12 protein-coding genes are annotated in these 16,228 nt (G+C 38.8%); 1 reads left to right on the plus strand and 11 read right to left on the minus strand.

All coding sequences use genetic code 11. The features are described 5' to 3' along the window. Window positions 1–9: 9 nt before the first annotated feature. The 8 genes from ACY3XC_RS22130 to melA form a co-directional block, all read right to left on the minus strand. Window positions 10–1,128, minus strand: a complete 1,119-nt coding sequence (locus ACY3XC_RS22130; RefSeq protein ID WP_464870484.1) for an ABC transporter ATP-binding protein — start codon at window positions 1,126–1,128, stop codon at window positions 10–12. Window positions 1,129–1,354: 226 nt separating this feature from the next. Next, window positions 1,355–2,677 (minus strand): ABC transporter substrate-binding protein, encoded by a 1,323-nt coding sequence (locus tag ACY3XC_RS22135; protein ID WP_464870485.1) that lies wholly within the window; start codon window positions 2,675–2,677, stop codon window positions 1,355–1,357. Between the two features lie 256 nt (window positions 2,678–2,933). Beyond that, complete coding sequence (locus ACY3XC_RS22140) at window positions 2,934–3,728, minus strand: hypothetical protein (protein ID WP_464870486.1); 795 nt, start codon at window positions 3,726–3,728, stop codon at window positions 2,934–2,936. A gap of 53 nt (window positions 3,729–3,781) precedes the next feature. Next, a complete protein-coding gene (locus ACY3XC_RS22145; RefSeq protein ID WP_464870487.1) occupies window positions 3,782–4,522 on the minus strand; it encodes a response regulator transcription factor in 741 nt (246 codons plus the stop codon). A 289-nt stretch (window positions 4,523–4,811) separates the two neighbouring features. Next, complete coding sequence (locus ACY3XC_RS22150) at window positions 4,812–5,651, minus strand: YitT family protein (RefSeq protein WP_179157843.1); 840 nt, start codon at window positions 5,649–5,651, stop codon at window positions 4,812–4,814. A gap of 175 nt (window positions 5,652–5,826) precedes the next feature. Beyond that, window positions 5,827–7,647: an ABC transporter ATP-binding protein gene (locus ACY3XC_RS22155; RefSeq protein ID WP_464870488.1), complete on the minus strand. Its 1,821-nt coding sequence runs from the start codon at window positions 7,645–7,647 to the stop codon at window positions 5,827–5,829. An 8-nt stretch (window positions 7,648–7,655) separates the two neighbouring features. Continuing rightward, entirely contained in the window at window positions 7,656–9,407 is a 1,752-nt protein-coding gene (locus ACY3XC_RS22160) for an ABC transporter ATP-binding protein (protein WP_464870489.1), read from the minus strand. Between the two features lie 267 nt (window positions 9,408–9,674). Beyond that, window positions 9,675–10,976 carry an alpha-galactosidase gene (melA, locus tag ACY3XC_RS22165; RefSeq protein ID WP_464870490.1) on the minus strand — a complete coding sequence of 434 codons (1,302 nt, stop codon included), beginning with the start codon at window positions 10,974–10,976 and terminating at the stop codon, window positions 9,675–9,677. Window positions 10,977–11,118: 142 nt separating this feature from the next. On the opposite strand from melA, the gene ACY3XC_RS22170 reads away from it, so the two are divergent. After that, window positions 11,119–12,006, plus strand: coding sequence for an AraC family transcriptional regulator (locus ACY3XC_RS22170; protein ID WP_464870491.1), 888 nt, complete (start codon window positions 11,119–11,121; stop codon window positions 12,004–12,006). Between the two features lie 141 nt (window positions 12,007–12,147). Here the strand turns inward: ACY3XC_RS22170 and ACY3XC_RS22175 are convergent, their stop codons facing one another. The 3 genes from ACY3XC_RS22175 to ACY3XC_RS22185 are packed head-to-tail and all read right to left on the minus strand — an operon-like array spanning window position 12,148 to window position 16,032. Then, a complete protein-coding gene (locus ACY3XC_RS22175; protein ID WP_464870492.1) occupies window positions 12,148–12,600 on the minus strand; it encodes a NanQ anomerase/TabA/YiaL family protein in 453 nt (150 codons plus the stop codon). 37 nt (window positions 12,601–12,637) lie between these two features. Continuing rightward, complete coding sequence (locus ACY3XC_RS22180) at window positions 12,638–14,383, minus strand: glycoside hydrolase family 35 protein (RefSeq protein ID WP_464870493.1); 1,746 nt, start codon at window positions 14,381–14,383, stop codon at window positions 12,638–12,640. Further along, complete coding sequence (locus ACY3XC_RS22185; RefSeq protein WP_464870494.1) at window positions 14,371–16,032, minus strand: DUF4091 domain-containing protein; 1,662 nt, start codon at window positions 16,030–16,032, stop codon at window positions 14,371–14,373. The genes ACY3XC_RS22180 and ACY3XC_RS22185 overlap by 13 nt, the downstream gene beginning before the upstream one ends. Window positions 16,033–16,228 lie beyond the last annotated feature (196 nt).

Genomic DNA, 16,228 nt, shown 5'->3' on the forward strand with positions numbered 1-16,228 from the left:
TCACCCCATTCAAATTGGCAGCAATTTTTCTGTTTTACTATTAAAAAACAATACCTTATCCATATCTATGGCTACCCTCATCTCTTCGCCTTCCCTAAATGGGATTCTAGGATGGGCACGGACCGTAAATGACTCTTTTCCTTGTGTCGTAAGATGATAGTAGTGATCGGAGCCGATAAACTCATTAAATTGTAATACCCCTTTCATCGTGGCATGAGGGTATGTATCGAACATTTCCTTTTCAAAACTAAAAAATTCTGGTCTTATCCCCATAATAATGGTGTAACTAAGACCGCGTTGTTCATTAAACAATTTCGCTTGGCGATCGGTTAACCTAATGCTGAAGGTTTTTGCAGAAAAAGTTAAATAACCGTTTATTTCCTCTAATGTGCCTTCAAAAAAATTCATAGGCTGATTACCAATAAACTTTGCTACAAAAATATTTTGTGGTTTATTGTATATTTGCTCAGGAGAATCCACCTGCTGAATGATTCCTTTATTCATAACAACAATTCGATCTCCCATCGTCATAGCTTCGATTTGATCATGGGTAACATAAATCGTTGTTACTCCCATCGTCCGATGCAGCCTAATTATCTCAGCTCTCATCTGAACACGCAGTTTGGCATCTAAATTAGACAAAGGCTCATCCATTAAAAATGCCTGTGGCTGTCGCACGATTGCCCTCCCTAAAGCAACACGCTGTCTCTGACCGCCGCTTAGTTCTCTTGGTTTACGATTAAGAAAGTTACCTATTTCCAGTACGTCTGCTGCTCGTTTCACCGCTGCTTCAATTTCATGTTTTGGTATTTTTCGAATCCGGAGCCCAAAAGCGATATTTTCATAGACTGTCAAATTAGGATATAAAGCATAGTTTTGGAATACCATCGAGATATCTCTATCCTTTGGCGGATAATTATTCACCAAGGTATCCCCAATATAAATCTCACCTTCAGAAATATCCTCAAGTCCTGCGACCATTCTAAGAGTGGTCGACTTCCCGCAGCCAGAAGGGCCTAAAAATACTAAAAACTCTTCATCTTCAATTTCCATATTAAAATTATCTACTGCAAGTTCTTTGAATTTACCGTACCGTTTTGTAACATTATTCAACAAAATTCTTGCCAATGAAGTAACCTCCTAAGACAAAGTTTTCCAATATTTGATATTTTTTATTTTACATATCTTTGTGTGAATATAGTGTGAAAATTAGAGAAAGGCGACACCCTGAGGTTAGATTCGGACTGATCTATTAATCTTTAAAATACTTAAAAGGAAACTCTGCAATGATAACCATGCAGAGCCTCCGTTTATTTTAATTTTTTTTGCTTCTTCATCTTGAGTAAAAGGTGATTTACTCTGATTCCATTTGTGTTCGTACATTTTCCTCAGCTGTTTCTTGAAGAATACGCAAAAACTCATTGATATCTTTTCCAGAGTTAACATATTCGATAGGAGCTGTCCATAAAACATCGTCACTGTATTTCGCACTCTTTTCTGGACCAGTTGCATATTGATGAATAAATAGCGATTCAAGATTTTTTTCATGGAACTCTGGTTTATTCTCAGCATACGCAGTATGAATATCTGGATTTACTAGCACTGAAGCTCCACCATCTTTTGACATTTCCAACTGTACTTCGTCAGAGAATAAATATTCGATAACCTCTAATGCTGCTTCCTTATGTTCACTTGGTGCAGTAATGGCATGTCCACTGCCATTTGGTGCAGGGGCAATTCCTTCCAAACCTTCCCATACAGGGAAAGACACAATATCAACATTCTCCTGTGCTAACCAGCCATGGTGAGTCTTGGCAGGTGCCATGGCAACATTGCCTTCACCGAATGCTGCTCCCCAGTTATGAAGAAGACTGCCAGGCTCCTCTGCAGGGTAATTTCCTGGAATGGAAGTGACTGCTTTCACCATTTCCAAATATCTTCTATATGCTTCTGATTCTGTTATTAATACTTCGTTTGTTTCTGGATCAACTGAATTTTGACTAAATTGAGTATAGGCATCATAAGGAACGTCAAGATCCAATCCTCGGTACTGTACACCATTCATTTCACGTGTTAATTCTTTGGCTAGTTCCGTTACTTCTTCCCATGTCATATCATCAGTTGGATAATCTACACCAAGAATATCGAAAACATCCTTGTTATAGTGCAGTGCAAAAGTAGCACGGCCAGTTGGAATTGTATATAATCCACCTTCTTGTTTTGGATCTTGGTTACGTGCAAATTGAATGATTGATGGGTCAAAACGTTCTAAATCAAAGCCTTCTTTTTCCATTAGCTCATCCATATTGTAAGCCAGGCCAATGTCTTCCAAAAACGGCGTATGTGTCATGAGACCCATCGTTACGATATCAGGACTCTTTCCTGCAGCTACCAGCTGTTCAAGGGTTTCAGCATTGTCTGTCCCAGCTTCCTGTAACTCAATTGTGATGTGAGGGAACTTTTTTTCAATATACTTTCCGATACTATTCTGGAAAGTCTCTTCCCCCCATTGATACGCCCATCTTAATGTAATTTGTTCGGGTTCCTTTTCCTTTTCTTTAGCACCTTTTTTATCATCAGCGTTCGTTGGTGCTGATGTATTGCTGCAAGCAACAATTATGGAGAGAGTTAACAATACCGTGAGAACTAAAAACAAAGCTTTCTTCATCTTTTTCATGATTAGGATTACCCCCTTTGAGTTTTAAGAAAATTTTTAAAAATAATTACTAAAATAAAACAAGCAGCGATAAATCTTTTAAACCTCCTCCCAATTCAACCATTATTTTTTTTGGCAATTCACTAGTGACCCTTGCCTTATTCGCTTCCATATGTAAGCGCATACCAAGATACTACTCTATAACTTGTGAATTTAGTGTGAAAATTCACTCTATACCTAATTCGCTATTAAAATGGGTATTTTCACTCATATTTACTTAAGCAGCCTTAACACCATTAGTCAGCTTATTCCTAGTTCTGCACAATATGGTCATAAATAAGGTTTGAACCACACTCATAACATACCCATAAGCAAATACTGATCCTGCCATCATCAATGGTCCCCAGAACCAATGAATGAGGAAGCTAATCAAACTGGATGTTATATACATAATAAAAATGAGAGTAAATGAAACGAACAGAGAGTTTTTAAGATATCCTCTGCTCAATTTCAATGCTGCTGTAATACTTACACGGTCCACTACAATGGTGAATTCCAAATAAATGAACAAGATCCGCAAACATATAAAAAAAACAAGCGCAGCAAAAATCCCAATCATATTAAACATTAGAACTAAAAAACTAGTAACAGCAATTTTGCCAAAAAATAGAATGATTCCTAGAAAAATAAATTGCAGCCAACTTTTTTTTCCAGCATGAAAGAATTGTGATAAGTTAAAATTCTTTCCACTGACGATGGAATACAAGTAATGAATGTATCCACCTTGAAGAAAGGCCCCCATGACGATCATTATTATGACAATCAGCCAGGTATAGACTGCTAGATTAGGACTATTTAAGAAATCGATATTATTCGCGAACAGCGGAATATTCGAGACATGACTGGCAGAGGGCAGTCCCATTTCTAAAATTAACCGAATGGACGTCCTCTCTTTACCATCCATACCGACAATCGACCAGCCTATTACAAATGCAAGCAAATCATACAGTATCGGAAATAAAATGAGAGTGATATGGTGGTGAACTTTCCTGAATGCATCAACAAGTAACATGAAAACCCTCCAACTCTTATGTCTAGTGGTTCGTTCAGCCCTTAAATAATAAATTAAGAGCTTTCGGCTAAAAGTCCGGAACTTTCGATTATTGGGGCCTGATCGACTAGACAGTTGAATTTATACCCCGCCCCTGTTTTTGTGACGATATATTTAGGAGTACGCGGGTTCTTCTCCAGTTTTTTCCTTAAGTTTTTAATATGTGCATCCATTGTTCGCCCATCACCAATAAAACGGTACCCTTGAACAATATAGGACAAGTCTTGCCTGCTAAATACTTTTCCAGGTTTTTGTGCAAACGCATGCAGGATTTTAAATTCAGTAGACGTTAATTGGACAGATTTCCCTTCCACCTGCACTTCTTGTGTTTCAAAATTAATCACAAGGCTTTTTTGATTAAAGCAAATCACCTTTTGGCTTTTCTTTGTAAACCTTTCAATTCTCCTAATCAATGCTTTTATGCGTGCCAATACCTCATTAATGCGGATTGGCTTAATAAGATAATCATCTGCCCCGATATTCAGCGCATGGATGATATCCTCTTCTCTCGACCTTGCAGACATAATCAAGAGCGGTACATTTGTTATTTTTCTAATTTCTTTACAGACTGTATCACTTGGTAACTTCGAAATCATTGGGTCTAAAAGAACTAAATCTACTTTGATCTTTTGAATTTTCTGCAAAGCTTCTAATCCGTCACTGGATGTCAAAACTCTCCAACCCTCGCTTAAGAAACTATTCTTTAAAAGATCTCTACTTAATTCATCCTTTTCGATAATTAGAATATTCATCATAAGCCCCCTAATCAATTAATGTTTGCTTTCCTCTTTATGTTGAGGTAACTTGAAAATAAATTTGATGCGCAACGAATTGTAAATATTCTGTTAAATGCTGTCGATTTGATTATAGGATGGCTGAAAAGAAAAGGTCGATATGTAGGTTATCCTTTATGTGTTTTCTTTGCTAACGCTTTCAACCCTTTTATAAAATTGTCATTTAAGAATTGCTTTTGTGAATGACAATTTTTGATTTTAGGAACAAAAAGGGGAGCCCTATTGAATGGGGGCTCCCCTTTTTTTGGTATTATGCTTTAGAAATATCAATAAATCCTTCTCCAAATACATCTCGTACATCGTGGATTGCAATAAATGCAGTAGGATCGGTAGCTTGAACAATGCGTTTCAGCTTTATGACTTCTTGCTTACTAATTACAATATAAAGAATCTCCTTGGGGGTTTTTGTGTAATAACCATGACCCGAGTATACAGTTACACCTCTATCCATTGATGTCGTCACCTGTTTGGCAATGTCATTCGGTTTATCAGAAATAATCGTAATGGCCTTTTTCGGATTTAAACCTTCAATCACAAATTCCATTACTTTCGTACCTACATAAAGCATAATAATGGTTAACATCAGCTTTTCTGCACCGATGATAAAATAAGATGAGAAGGCAACAAGTAAGTCGAAAAACAATAGACCATAGCTAATACTCCATCCTAAATACTTATGTGTAATTCTTGCTAGGATGGTAGTTCCTGCTGATGTTCCTCCAACTCGAATAATGAAGCCTATTCCAACCCCGATAATTACTCCGCCAAAAATGGCATTCACCATTAATTCATCAGAAGCAATCCTCCAGCCTTCTGTCAAATGAAGAAAAAGCGAATTAAAAACTACTGCAATGATCGTATAAATCGTCGTGACCTTATTTAAAAATTTGTAACCAACCATTAACAAAAAGGCATTCAATATTAAGCTGACCAAACCTGGCGACCAGCCAAATAAATAGTAGGCAATAATAGTGATACCCGTTACTCCGCCTTCCCCAAGCTCGTTCGGAATAACAAATAAATTAACACCTAACGCAAACAAAAATGCACCAATAATGATAAAAATGATGTCTATCGTCCCTTTTTTCATACACTACCTCACTGCTAATTAAAATATAGATTCACACACAGACTCTCATCATTATATCGTGGCACATTTAAATCGTACAATAGATTGTTTTTACAATAGTCGCTGCTGCCCTAAGAAGAGGCTGTGCCAAAAAGTCTTTTTTAGTCGACATTTTGTACTGCCCCCTATTAAATAATCAACCAACACCTAGCATTTTGTATTGTGCTTTTACCAATTCGTAGTAAACTCCTTTATTGGCCATCAGCCTCTCATGATTACCTTGTTCCAGGATGTTACCATGTTCCATGACAATAATCTTGTCTGCTTCTCTTATTGTCGAAAGTCTGTGAGCAATGATGATCGCCGTTCTTCCTTTTAAAATTGTTTTTAAAGCTCTTTGAATCTTTACTTCAGTCTCTGTATCAATACTTGCTGTTGCCTCATCAAGAATGAGGATTTTTGGATCCGCGAGCAGAGTCCTTGCGAAGGAAAGAAGCTGGCGTTCACCTACAGACAAAACATTACCCCGCTCTTCAACTTCAGTATGATACCCATTTAAAAGTTTCGTAATGAAAGAATCAGCACCGACAGCTTTTGCGGCTGCAACTACTTCTTCATCGCTCGCACTTGGGTTGCCGAAGCGGATGTTTTCCATGATTGTACCTGAAAAAATAAACGTATCCTGCAGGACGACACTAATTTTCGAACGCAAACTGGCAATCGATAAAGCCTGAATCGAATGGCCGTCAATTTTAACTACTCCTCCCGTTGCATCATAAAATCGGCTGATTAAATTAGCGATTGTTGTCTTCCCTGACCCTGTGTGCCCAACAAGCGCCACAGTCTCACCTGCCTGAATCGAAAAAGAAATTCCATTTAACGCCAGTCTTTTTTCATCATAGGAAAACTTTACGTCTTCAAACTCAATCGAGCCTTTCATCGAAGGCACCACCCGTGCGTTTGGAGCTTCTGCCACAAGCGACCGTTCATCTAAAAACTCAAAAATCCGCTCGGAAGACGCCATTCCAATCAAAAGCTGGTTATATAATTGCCCAAGACGGGAAATCGGTTCCCAGAACATCCCTAAATAAAAGGCAAACGAAACAAATTCCCCAATGGTACTTTCGCCGTTCATCACAAGAAAAGCACCATACCAAATTAGAATCGCCGTCCCAATCGCATTCGTCATTTCCACAAATGGACCAAACATCGCATTTTTCTTGACTGCTCCCTGCCATGTGTCAAAGTTTTCTTGGTTGAGTCCTTTAAAAAATTGAATGTTTTCATCTTCTTGGGTAAATACCTGTGTGACTCGAATCCCTTGAATGCTTTCATTCAAATGAGAGTTAATTTTTGATTGTTTCAGCCGGACCATCTGCCACGATAATCGGATCTTTTTACGCAGACTTGTCGAAATGAAAAACATAATCGGTAATATAACCATTATCGCTAACGTTAGTTTAGCATTCAACGAGAATAAGATAAAAATGACCGCCACTAACAGCAGAAAATCAGTTAATAGATTAATAACACCATTGGTAAACAGCTCCTGCAGTGAGTTAATATCATTCATGATCCTTACTAGAATCGAACCTGCCGAACGCTGGTCAAAGAACCGGTGGGATAATGATTGGACATGGGTAAATAAATGCTTGCGTAAATCATAAATCACATTTTGCCCAAGCTTATTCATCCAGCGAATTCTTAAGGCATTGACCACATAAGACAGCAAATATAATCCTGAAATGATGAAAACTAGATTCAATAGCAGTCCTGTATCTTTTTCAATAATCGCCCGGTCGAGTGTATAGACACCAATCAAAATCGGAATGATTAATCTGATGGCCGTTGACAGGATAACGGCCAGGAATGAAAGTGGCAGATAAGATTTCGCATACGGTTTTACATACTGCAATAGCCGCCATATTTGCTGCCAGTTAAACGCTTTATCAATCACTTGCTCATTTGAGTAGTGAAACCGTTCTAAAATTAATTTTTTCTTACGCTGATCTTCCATTTTCCCACCTACCTTGCCTTTTCCATGATTGCTGCATGATCCTGATATTGAATGTGATAAATCCTTTCATACGGGCCGTGATTATTTACCAACTGTTCATGTTTTCCACGTTCGATAATTTTTCCGTTTTCCAGCACTAAAATTTCATCGGCATGCTTTAACGACGATATTCGATGCGCAATAATAAAGGTTGTTCTCCCCTTCATCACTTCCCTTAGAGCCTGTTGAATTTGAAATTCTGTTTCCATATCCACCGCGCTTGTCGAATCATCTAAAATGAGAATCGCAGGATTGGTACAGATCGCACGGGCAATGGCAATCCGCTGTTTTTGTCCCCCTGAAAGCCCCATTCCCCGCTCCCCAAGTATTGTGTTATATCCATCCGACAGCTCCATAATGAAATCATGTGCATCGGCACATTTAGCAGCAGCGATAATCTCCTCGAGCGTTGCCTCTGGTCTCCCATAAGCAATATTCGCTTGGATTGTCGTTGAAAAAAGGAAGGTTTCCTGTAAGACAACCCCAATCTCTGAACGCAGCGTTTTTAAGGGATATTCATTCAATTGACGGCCATCAATGAGAATCTTACCTTCCGTTGGTTCATACAAGCGGGATAAAAGCTGGATGATGCTTGTTTTCCCTGAACCGGTTGCACCAATCAAACCAATCGTTTTACCCGGATGTGCTTCAAAGCTTATATCCTGAAGTGCCGCTGTTCCTTCACTTTGATAATAGAATGTCACTTGGTCGAAGACCACACTTCCCTCGATTTTTTCAATATTCCTGACATCCTCTCGATCATATATCGTTTCATCGGCTTCCAAAATTTCCAGCAGCCGCTCGCCAGAAGCTTTCGCCTGTGAGAACATATTAATCGTGAATCCAAGGTGCATAATAGGCCACAAAATATACCAAATAAGGCTGTAAAATGCGACCAGCTCACCTGGTTTTAGGGCGCCATTGATGACTTGATTGCCGCCATAACCTATTAAGATAACAACAGAAATATTTCCAATCAGCTCCATCAGCGGAAAATATTTGGACCAAACTGCAGCGGTATTCAGCTGTTTCACCCGGTAGTCTTGATTTGCTTTTGTAAACCGCTGAATCTCCACTGCTTCTTTTGAAAGGGCCTTAACTGTATGTATTCCGCTGATATTTTCTTGTACTTTTGTATTTAAGCGTCCAAACGATTCACGAATCCCACGGAAAGCCGGGTGTACGTCTTTATCAAATTTATAGACGACAACACTAATAAACGGCAGTGCCACAATCGTGACAAGCGTAAGAGAAACCGAATAATTAAACATGACAAATAAACTAGCAGTGACCACAATAACAAAGCGGAGAACCTCACTAAACCCGAAGGAAATAAAAAAACGAAACCCTTCTACATCTGCGGTCAAACGTGACATAAGATCGCCAGTCTTTGCATTATCGTAGTAGCTGAACGGGAGCCGCTGCAGTTTTTCATATAAGGTATTGCGCAGATGAAAAACGGATTTAATTCCAAACATATCTGCCAAATAATGTTGAATAAAGGCCGACAATCCTTTTACCGCCATAACTACAATAAATCCTAAAGAAATCCAAGGTACCAAATCATATCGGTTCCCAAGAACTACTTCATCAATGGTCAGTTGCAAAATCATTGGATAAACTACTGTAATTCCAGCTATCAACACCAAGAAAAGCATCGACCAAATGAAATCCTTATTATAAGGAAGATAAAACGACTTTAATTTTTTAAAAATTAACATAACTACCTCCTCTTAAACTAAAATTTCCCTTAGCTTACTGTGAAAAGGACTTCGGGTAAATATGTAAAATTTATTGGAATTGTCTGGCTATATCATTACTCAGTAAGCCTATAAATGATGATATGTTATTTTTGCTTGAGTATGTAATTTTTTGGATTTTAATTGGTATGAAAAGGCTTAAGCCACAAAACTTAAGCCTTTGAACATATTGTCTCTTTTTGTGTAACCCATCCATACTCCGGTTAATTCGGCATAGCATTGTTTCTATTATTTAAACACTGGCAGCCATTCTCCATGTGCTTCGATTAAGTCATCACACAATGAAACAATATCATCTAATGATAATTCCGATGCTGTATGTGGATCCAGCATGGCTGCCTGGTAAACATGTTCTTTTTTTCCCGTAACCGCAGCTTCGATGGTCAATAGCTGGGTATTGATATTGGTTCGGTTTAGTGCAGCAAGCTGTTCAGGAAGCTCGCCCATATAGCACGGTGTTATTCCGCTGCGGTCTGAAACACACGGAACTTCTACCACTGCCTTCCGAGGCAGATTACTTATTAAGCCGCCTGTATTTAAGACATTCCCGCCGAACTTAAATGGAATATTGGTTTCCATAGATTCAATGATTCTAGAACCATATTCATTTGAACGGTTATGAGAGAGATTGGAATTACTTGTTAGTTCTTCACGCATTCCCTCCCAGCCGCGGATTTGATTTTCACAGCGTCTTGGATATTCATCAAGCGGAATATTGAATTTTTCAATTAAATCCGGGTATTGACGTTTAATGAAATAGGGATGATATTCCGCATTATGTTCAGAAGATTCAGTCACATAAAACCCGAATTTGTCCATTAACTCAAACCGCACCATATCGGGATGCTTGGACAACTGCCTCTGTTTAGCAAGTTTTTTAATTTCAGGATATAAATCTTTTCCATCCTTCTTTACCTCAAGCAGCCAGGCCATATGGTTAATTCCGGCTACTTTCTCAATGATGCCTTCATGCTCCATTCCCAATGATTCGAATAGATCCCTTGTGCAGGTTTGGACACTATGGCATAATCCGACCGTTTTCACGTTTGTATGGCGAAGCATCGCACCAGTTAAAGCGGCCATCGGATTTGTATAATTTAGGAACCACGCATCCGGGCACACCTCCTCGATATCCTTAGCAATACCAAATAAAACTGGAATGGTCCGTAATGAACGAAATATCCCGCCAATTCCAACCGTGTCTGCAATTGTCTGGCGGAGACCGTATTTTTTCGGTATTTCAAAATCAATGACTGTACTCGGTTTATAGCCGCCAACTTGAATGGCATTTATCACATATTTAGCTCCATGTAACGCTTCCTTTCTGTCTAAATAGGCATTAATATGAACACTTTTGTTATAACGATTTCTCAAATTCGTCAGCATAGCCTCTGATTCTTTTAGGCGTTTTTCGTCAATATCAAATAAAGCGAACTCAAATCCCTCAAGAGCTGGTACCATTAAGCAGTCCCCAAGGACATTTTTAGCAAAAACTGTACTTCCTGCACCTATAAACGTAATTTTTGACATAAATATTACACTCCTAAAAAAAATTGTCATATATCGTTTTGATTAATTGATTATTCAAGATAAACAAAAACTTGATATACTCATAGTATGGCGCTTACGTTATTTCTACAATGGTAATAAATTGCGAATGGAGGGTAAAATATTGTCTAGTGGAAAACGTTATGGTAATTATGGGTTCCGTTTTCAGGATATGCCCCAGATTAATATTGCAAATATTTCATCGATTGGATTAGAGCAACAAACTTCCACAGATTATCACTGGGATGGGATGCTGAGAAAGGATATTCAAGGGGTAGAAAAATATGTTTTTCAATATACCCTCTCCGGTCAAGGTGCCATTACCTTCGAGGATAAGCAGTACTCCTTACATCGCGGGGATGCATTTTTTGTCCAGCTGCCTAGTCAGCATTGTTACTTTCTTCCCGAAAGCAGTGAAAGCTGGGAATTTATTTATATTACATTAATAGGAGGAGCCGCTACTTCCTGCTGGAACTTTATTCATGATCATGCTGGGAAGATTGTACCTATTCCTCCTGAAGCGAGTCTCATTCAACTATTGCATCGGATCCTCCAAGAAACAAATGAAGAAAAAATGATCGATGCTTATCTTTCATCAGCCAGAGCCTACGAATTTATCATGGAATGTTACCGTTTCACAAAAAACCTGAATACAACCAATCAAGAATTGCCTGAACCCATTTCGCGGGTAATTACCTTTCTTCACCAACAATATGGGGACTACATAACTGTTGAAAAAATGGCGGTCATAGCTGGGCTATCAAGCTATTATTTCATTAAACAATTTCGGAAGTACACCAATACGACGCCGTCACAATACTTAACGAAAGTCCGAATCAAGAAAGCTTCGGAAATGCTTCGTCATACCGATTTATCAATAAAAGACATCGCCGCTAAAACAGGATATGAAAATTCCAACTATTTCAATAAAGTCTTTCGAAAAATTACGGGTTTTACTCCAGGAGAATTTAGAGAAAGCCGAATAAGCAATCTGGATTATTTAATCCTGTAGTAAGGGTGCCTTTGATTTTCTTTTCTCTGGTTTCTAATGATTTCGATGTTCTGTCGTCAAGCAGCCAATGCACATTAAATATTCCGAGAAAAATAGAAAGCCCTGACGTTGATGTCAGGGCTACAGTTGTTTTCAATTACTCTATATTTTGACTTTAAAAACAGCTTTTCTCACCTTTTCGGAACCATTAACCATCATTCCAGCCATATGGGCATCTTGCGGATAGCAAATGATAAAGTCACCTTTTTCAAGCTTTACCTTTGATTGCAGGCTTCCTTCTAAAAAATAAATATCATCCTGCTCATTGTAGTCTTCTTTGATTTTCATTCGATCAAAAAGTTCATACCCGATGAATTCATTTCCCTCGACGATGACTTGGATATCGATATATTTTTTGTGTGATTCCCACACACGCTCTTCGACACTTTTTGTTTCATATTCAACGAGATTTAAGAAAAGTTCTTCTCCTTCTATCTCATAGAAGCCTGGCTCCAACTGTTCAAGGTTCGTGTTTTGGATATAGTCAAAGGCTTTACCAAATTTCTCATTGAGCCCTTTGTAAAATTTGAAATTGCTAATATGATTAACGATCATGATGATTGCTCCTTTTTAGACGGGTTTCTCCCGTAAGTTATCCTAATACAGGCTGGTCCACAAACCTTATACTTTCTTTATGGTCATGTAATTCCAATATGACAATTTCGTTTTCACCCTTTTGCAAAAATGGAGCTGGTACATAGAGAGTTTGCTGTGGACCGATTTCCCAGTAACGGCCAAGATTATGACCATTCACAAAGACGACCCCTTTCGTCCACCCAGACATATCGATGAACGTATCGGCCGCTACATCAATATCTAAGGTTCCCCGGTGTAGATAAGGATGGTTTTCTTTTACCTCATTACAGGTGAAATGCAACGAACTCAAATCATTTAGCGGTAATGGATATACAGTCCAATCAAATAAAAATTGATTGCCTGCTCTCACACCTTGGGTAATCCCTTTAAAATCATTAAGGAACGGACCATAATTAACTCTTCCCATATTTTCAACGACAATCTGCAGTTTTGTTTCTGCCTCGGTGATATCAACCTCAATACTTCTGCGGCCGCCAATTCGCTCGACTAAGCCAGCATATTCACCGTTTAAATAAATTTGCCCGCGGTCATGGATGTCCTGAACCGTGATTGTCTGCTTCCCGTAAGCTCCTTTAATCACCGTTTCATAGACAATGAATCCATAACCTTGCCCATACTCCTCCATCGTTAAAGGAGTTCGGCTCTCTAGTGGACTTGAGAGTTGATTTAATGAATCTAGCAAAGCAACGCGCTCCCCCAAAATGACCTCACCATACTGTTTTTTTGGTGTCACAGGAGGTAATTTCATTTCTGGCAGCTCAACGTATTTTTCAAACGTCTTTCGCACCGCAAAGAATTTTTCTGTTACATCCCCGGATTCTGTCAACAAGCCATCATAGTCATAGCTTGTAATCGTCGGCTGATAGACTTCCTCATTATGATTGGCTCCATTATAGAAGCCAAAATTCGTCCCGCCGTGGGCCATATAAAAATTGACAGAACCATTTTGCTCTAGAATACTATCCAATGTCTCGATGACACTTTCAGAGGAACGCGTATGATGCTCCTCCCCCCAATGATCGAACCATCCATGCCAAAACTCCATGCACATCAGCGGTGCGTTTGGCTGAAACTGCTTTAATTGCTCAAATGCACTTTCTGCTCGTGAACCAAAATTGACGGTTTCAAACACACCCTCAATCATCCCGCCATTCAGCATACTTGGTGCCGGACCATCAGAAGTAAAAAGCAGCTCCTGACCAATCCGCTTTTGGATACTGTCTCGCATATAGTGCAAATACTTTTGGTCATTCCCATAACTGCCGTACTCGTTCTCAACCTGGATGGCAATAATCGGACCGCCGCTTCCACGCAGCAATGGCTGTAATCGTTCAAATAACACATCGAAAAACGCATCTACTTTTTCTAAATACGGTTGATTATAACAGCGTAGTTGAATATTCGGCACTGTCAATAACCAATAAGGGAAACCGCCAAACTCCCACTCGGCACAAATATATGGACCTGGTCTGACAATGACATGAAGACCAACTTTTTCAGCCGTTTTGATGAAAGTTTCAATATCAGCGATACCCTCAAAAACAAATTGTCCTTCCTCAGGTTCATGTAAATTCCATGCAACATAGGTTTCGACCGTATTAAAGCCACATTCCTTTAACTTTATTAAACGATCCTCCCAGTATTCTGGCACGGTACGGAAATAATGCATCGCCCCGCTTAATAAGCGAATATCTTTGCCATCCAATAAGAAGGATTTTTGATTATAGGTTAATGCTGACATACTACACCTTCTCTCTTAATTTTTTCATTAATCTGTTCCCTTTTTTGAAGGTACCACTCTTGGTCTTGTGGATATTGATCAAAGGTTATTTCATAATCCAGCCCTTCTTGCAAAAGTGCTAATACTTCCTCTCTGCCAACAACGCCTTCTAGCAATTGAAGCGCTCTTAAATCTTGCAGTGCTTCATTCATTACCTCGAGTCTTATCGATTCAATCGGACCATCTTCACCCGGATAAACGAGAAAAGCGTCTCCGGAAGGGAATGCATAATTGGCATCAGTATTTTTAAATGGATCAATCGCCTTTTTTGAATATTGTGCATACCAAAAATTATAACCCCAATGAAGAAAGCCAGCGATTTTATATTTATATAGCTGGATACCTAAAACTCGATTACGAAACGATGGCATCGAGAAAAATCGGTTTGCAACCTTTTTATATTGGGCACAGCAATAATAGGTCCAAAGATTTTCTACCCCATTCTCTATAAAGGCATTGATATGATCATTGGATGGAATCGGATTTTGGACAATGCCTTTTTCATAGAAGGTATAGTCTGAAAGCGCGTCAATAACTGGAAAATCCTTTAGTAATTCTTGCAGGATTAAACTAGCATTTTTATAAGATTCAACCTGTGTCAGATGCGGCTCATCCGAAACATGGAAAAAGCATTGATCTTCTAAATGATTCTGGTTAATAAATTCTATCAAACTAGGAAGAAATTGCTGTAGAAAACCTCGATATTCAAGACTCATTGCATCCGTTTCCCAGCCAAATAATTGTTTCAATTCTCCATTTTCATATCCAACTATTTTCGGCGCATGATTTGCTCCCCATTGTGTAAAGAGATGAGAAAACTCAAAATACTTTATTCCTTGTTTTCTACATAAATCAATCCATCTTTTCAGCTTTTCAAATTTGAAAAAGTAGCTTTCACCTGACTTTTCTACGCCAACTAGCTGCACAGTTGGCCGCTCTCCCCCGACTTCGGTATCTAAAGGAGGTGTAAAGATTGGTGTGAGAATCATATTCATTCCATGCTTGGCCGCAGTTTGAACAAATTGCTCAATTCTTCTCCAATGCTCCTCACTAAAGACCTCTGTATTGTAATGAGTAGCCAGGCAATCCGTATGGAACCATTCTGTATGTATTAATTTTTGTTGTGGCAGTTCGGCGGCTATAACCTCTAATTCGAAAACCTCCTTCCCAAGAATTTCCCCGTTTTTCTTTTCAAAGATTACTTCAATAGGGTATCTGCCTGGATTACTTTCACCCTGAGGATCGACAGTAATCCAAATAGCACGCCACTGTTCTGGAAAGGCTATTAAACCATCTATATCATGCACCGGATAAAGGGGATCTGGATATAATCCTGGTGTGGATTTAAGTATGAGCTCATCATGATCATGGTAACATGGCAATTCAGATGGAACGAGCCCGACTGAACGGACTGTGATCTTCTCATTAAAAGCAGAATTTACTTGCACTCGAATATTTTTTAAAAGTGTTCTAGATTTATAGGCAATCTGGAAAGAGTACGATTCATTTTTAAGTGCTGAACCTTTGTTAATAGGCTCATCTTTCAGTTCTTGATCAGCAAAGACCTTTGTTAAGGAGCTTAAACTTTTTGTTAAAAATTCCTGTCCCACCAAATTATCCCACCCTCTCAACCTAATTTACATAAATTATATCACCACAACTTGTTGTGTCAACCCAACAAGTTAAGCTTTGATACAACTTTCTTAACTGTCACTCTGTTAGACACAGCTGTTGATTGGAGCGAAAAAGCTTTTTCTCCAATCAACAGAGTTATAAAACCTACTTTAACAAAATTTATAAGTGTTA

The sequence above is a fragment of the Bacillus sp. CZDM1 genome (assembly GCF_055502545.1).

Bases quoted from the DNA above. Each gene is read 5' to 3' on its own strand.
- ACY3XC_RS22145 (WP_464870487.1), bottom strand. From the start codon at position 4,522: ATGATGAATATTCTAATTATCGAAAAGGATGAATTAAGTAGAGATCTT.
- ACY3XC_RS22140 (WP_464870486.1), bottom strand. From the start codon at position 3,728: ATGTTACTTGTTGATGCATTCAGGAAAGTTCACCACCATATCACTCTC.
- melA (WP_464870490.1), bottom strand. From the start codon at position 10,976: ATGTCAAAAATTACGTTTATAGGTGCAGGAAGTACAGTTTTTGCTAAA.
- ACY3XC_RS22155 (WP_464870488.1), bottom strand. From the start codon at position 7,647: ATGGAAGATCAGCGTAAGAAAAAATTAATTTTAGAACGGTTTCACTAC.
- ACY3XC_RS22135 (WP_464870485.1), bottom strand. From the start codon at position 2,677: ATGAAAAAGATGAAGAAAGCTTTGTTTTTAGTTCTCACGGTATTGTTA.
- ACY3XC_RS22160 (WP_464870489.1), bottom strand. From the start codon at position 9,407: ATGTTAATTTTTAAAAAATTAAAGTCGTTTTATCTTCCTTATAATAAG.
- ACY3XC_RS22180 (WP_464870493.1), bottom strand. From the start codon at position 14,383: ATGTCAGCATTAACCTATAATCAAAAATCCTTCTTATTGGATGGCAAA.
- ACY3XC_RS22150 (WP_179157843.1), bottom strand. From the start codon at position 5,651: ATGAAAAAAGGGACGATAGACATCATTTTTATCATTATTGGTGCATTT.
- ACY3XC_RS22175 (WP_464870492.1), bottom strand. From the start codon at position 12,600: ATGATCGTTAATCATATTAGCAATTTCAAATTTTACAAAGGGCTCAAT.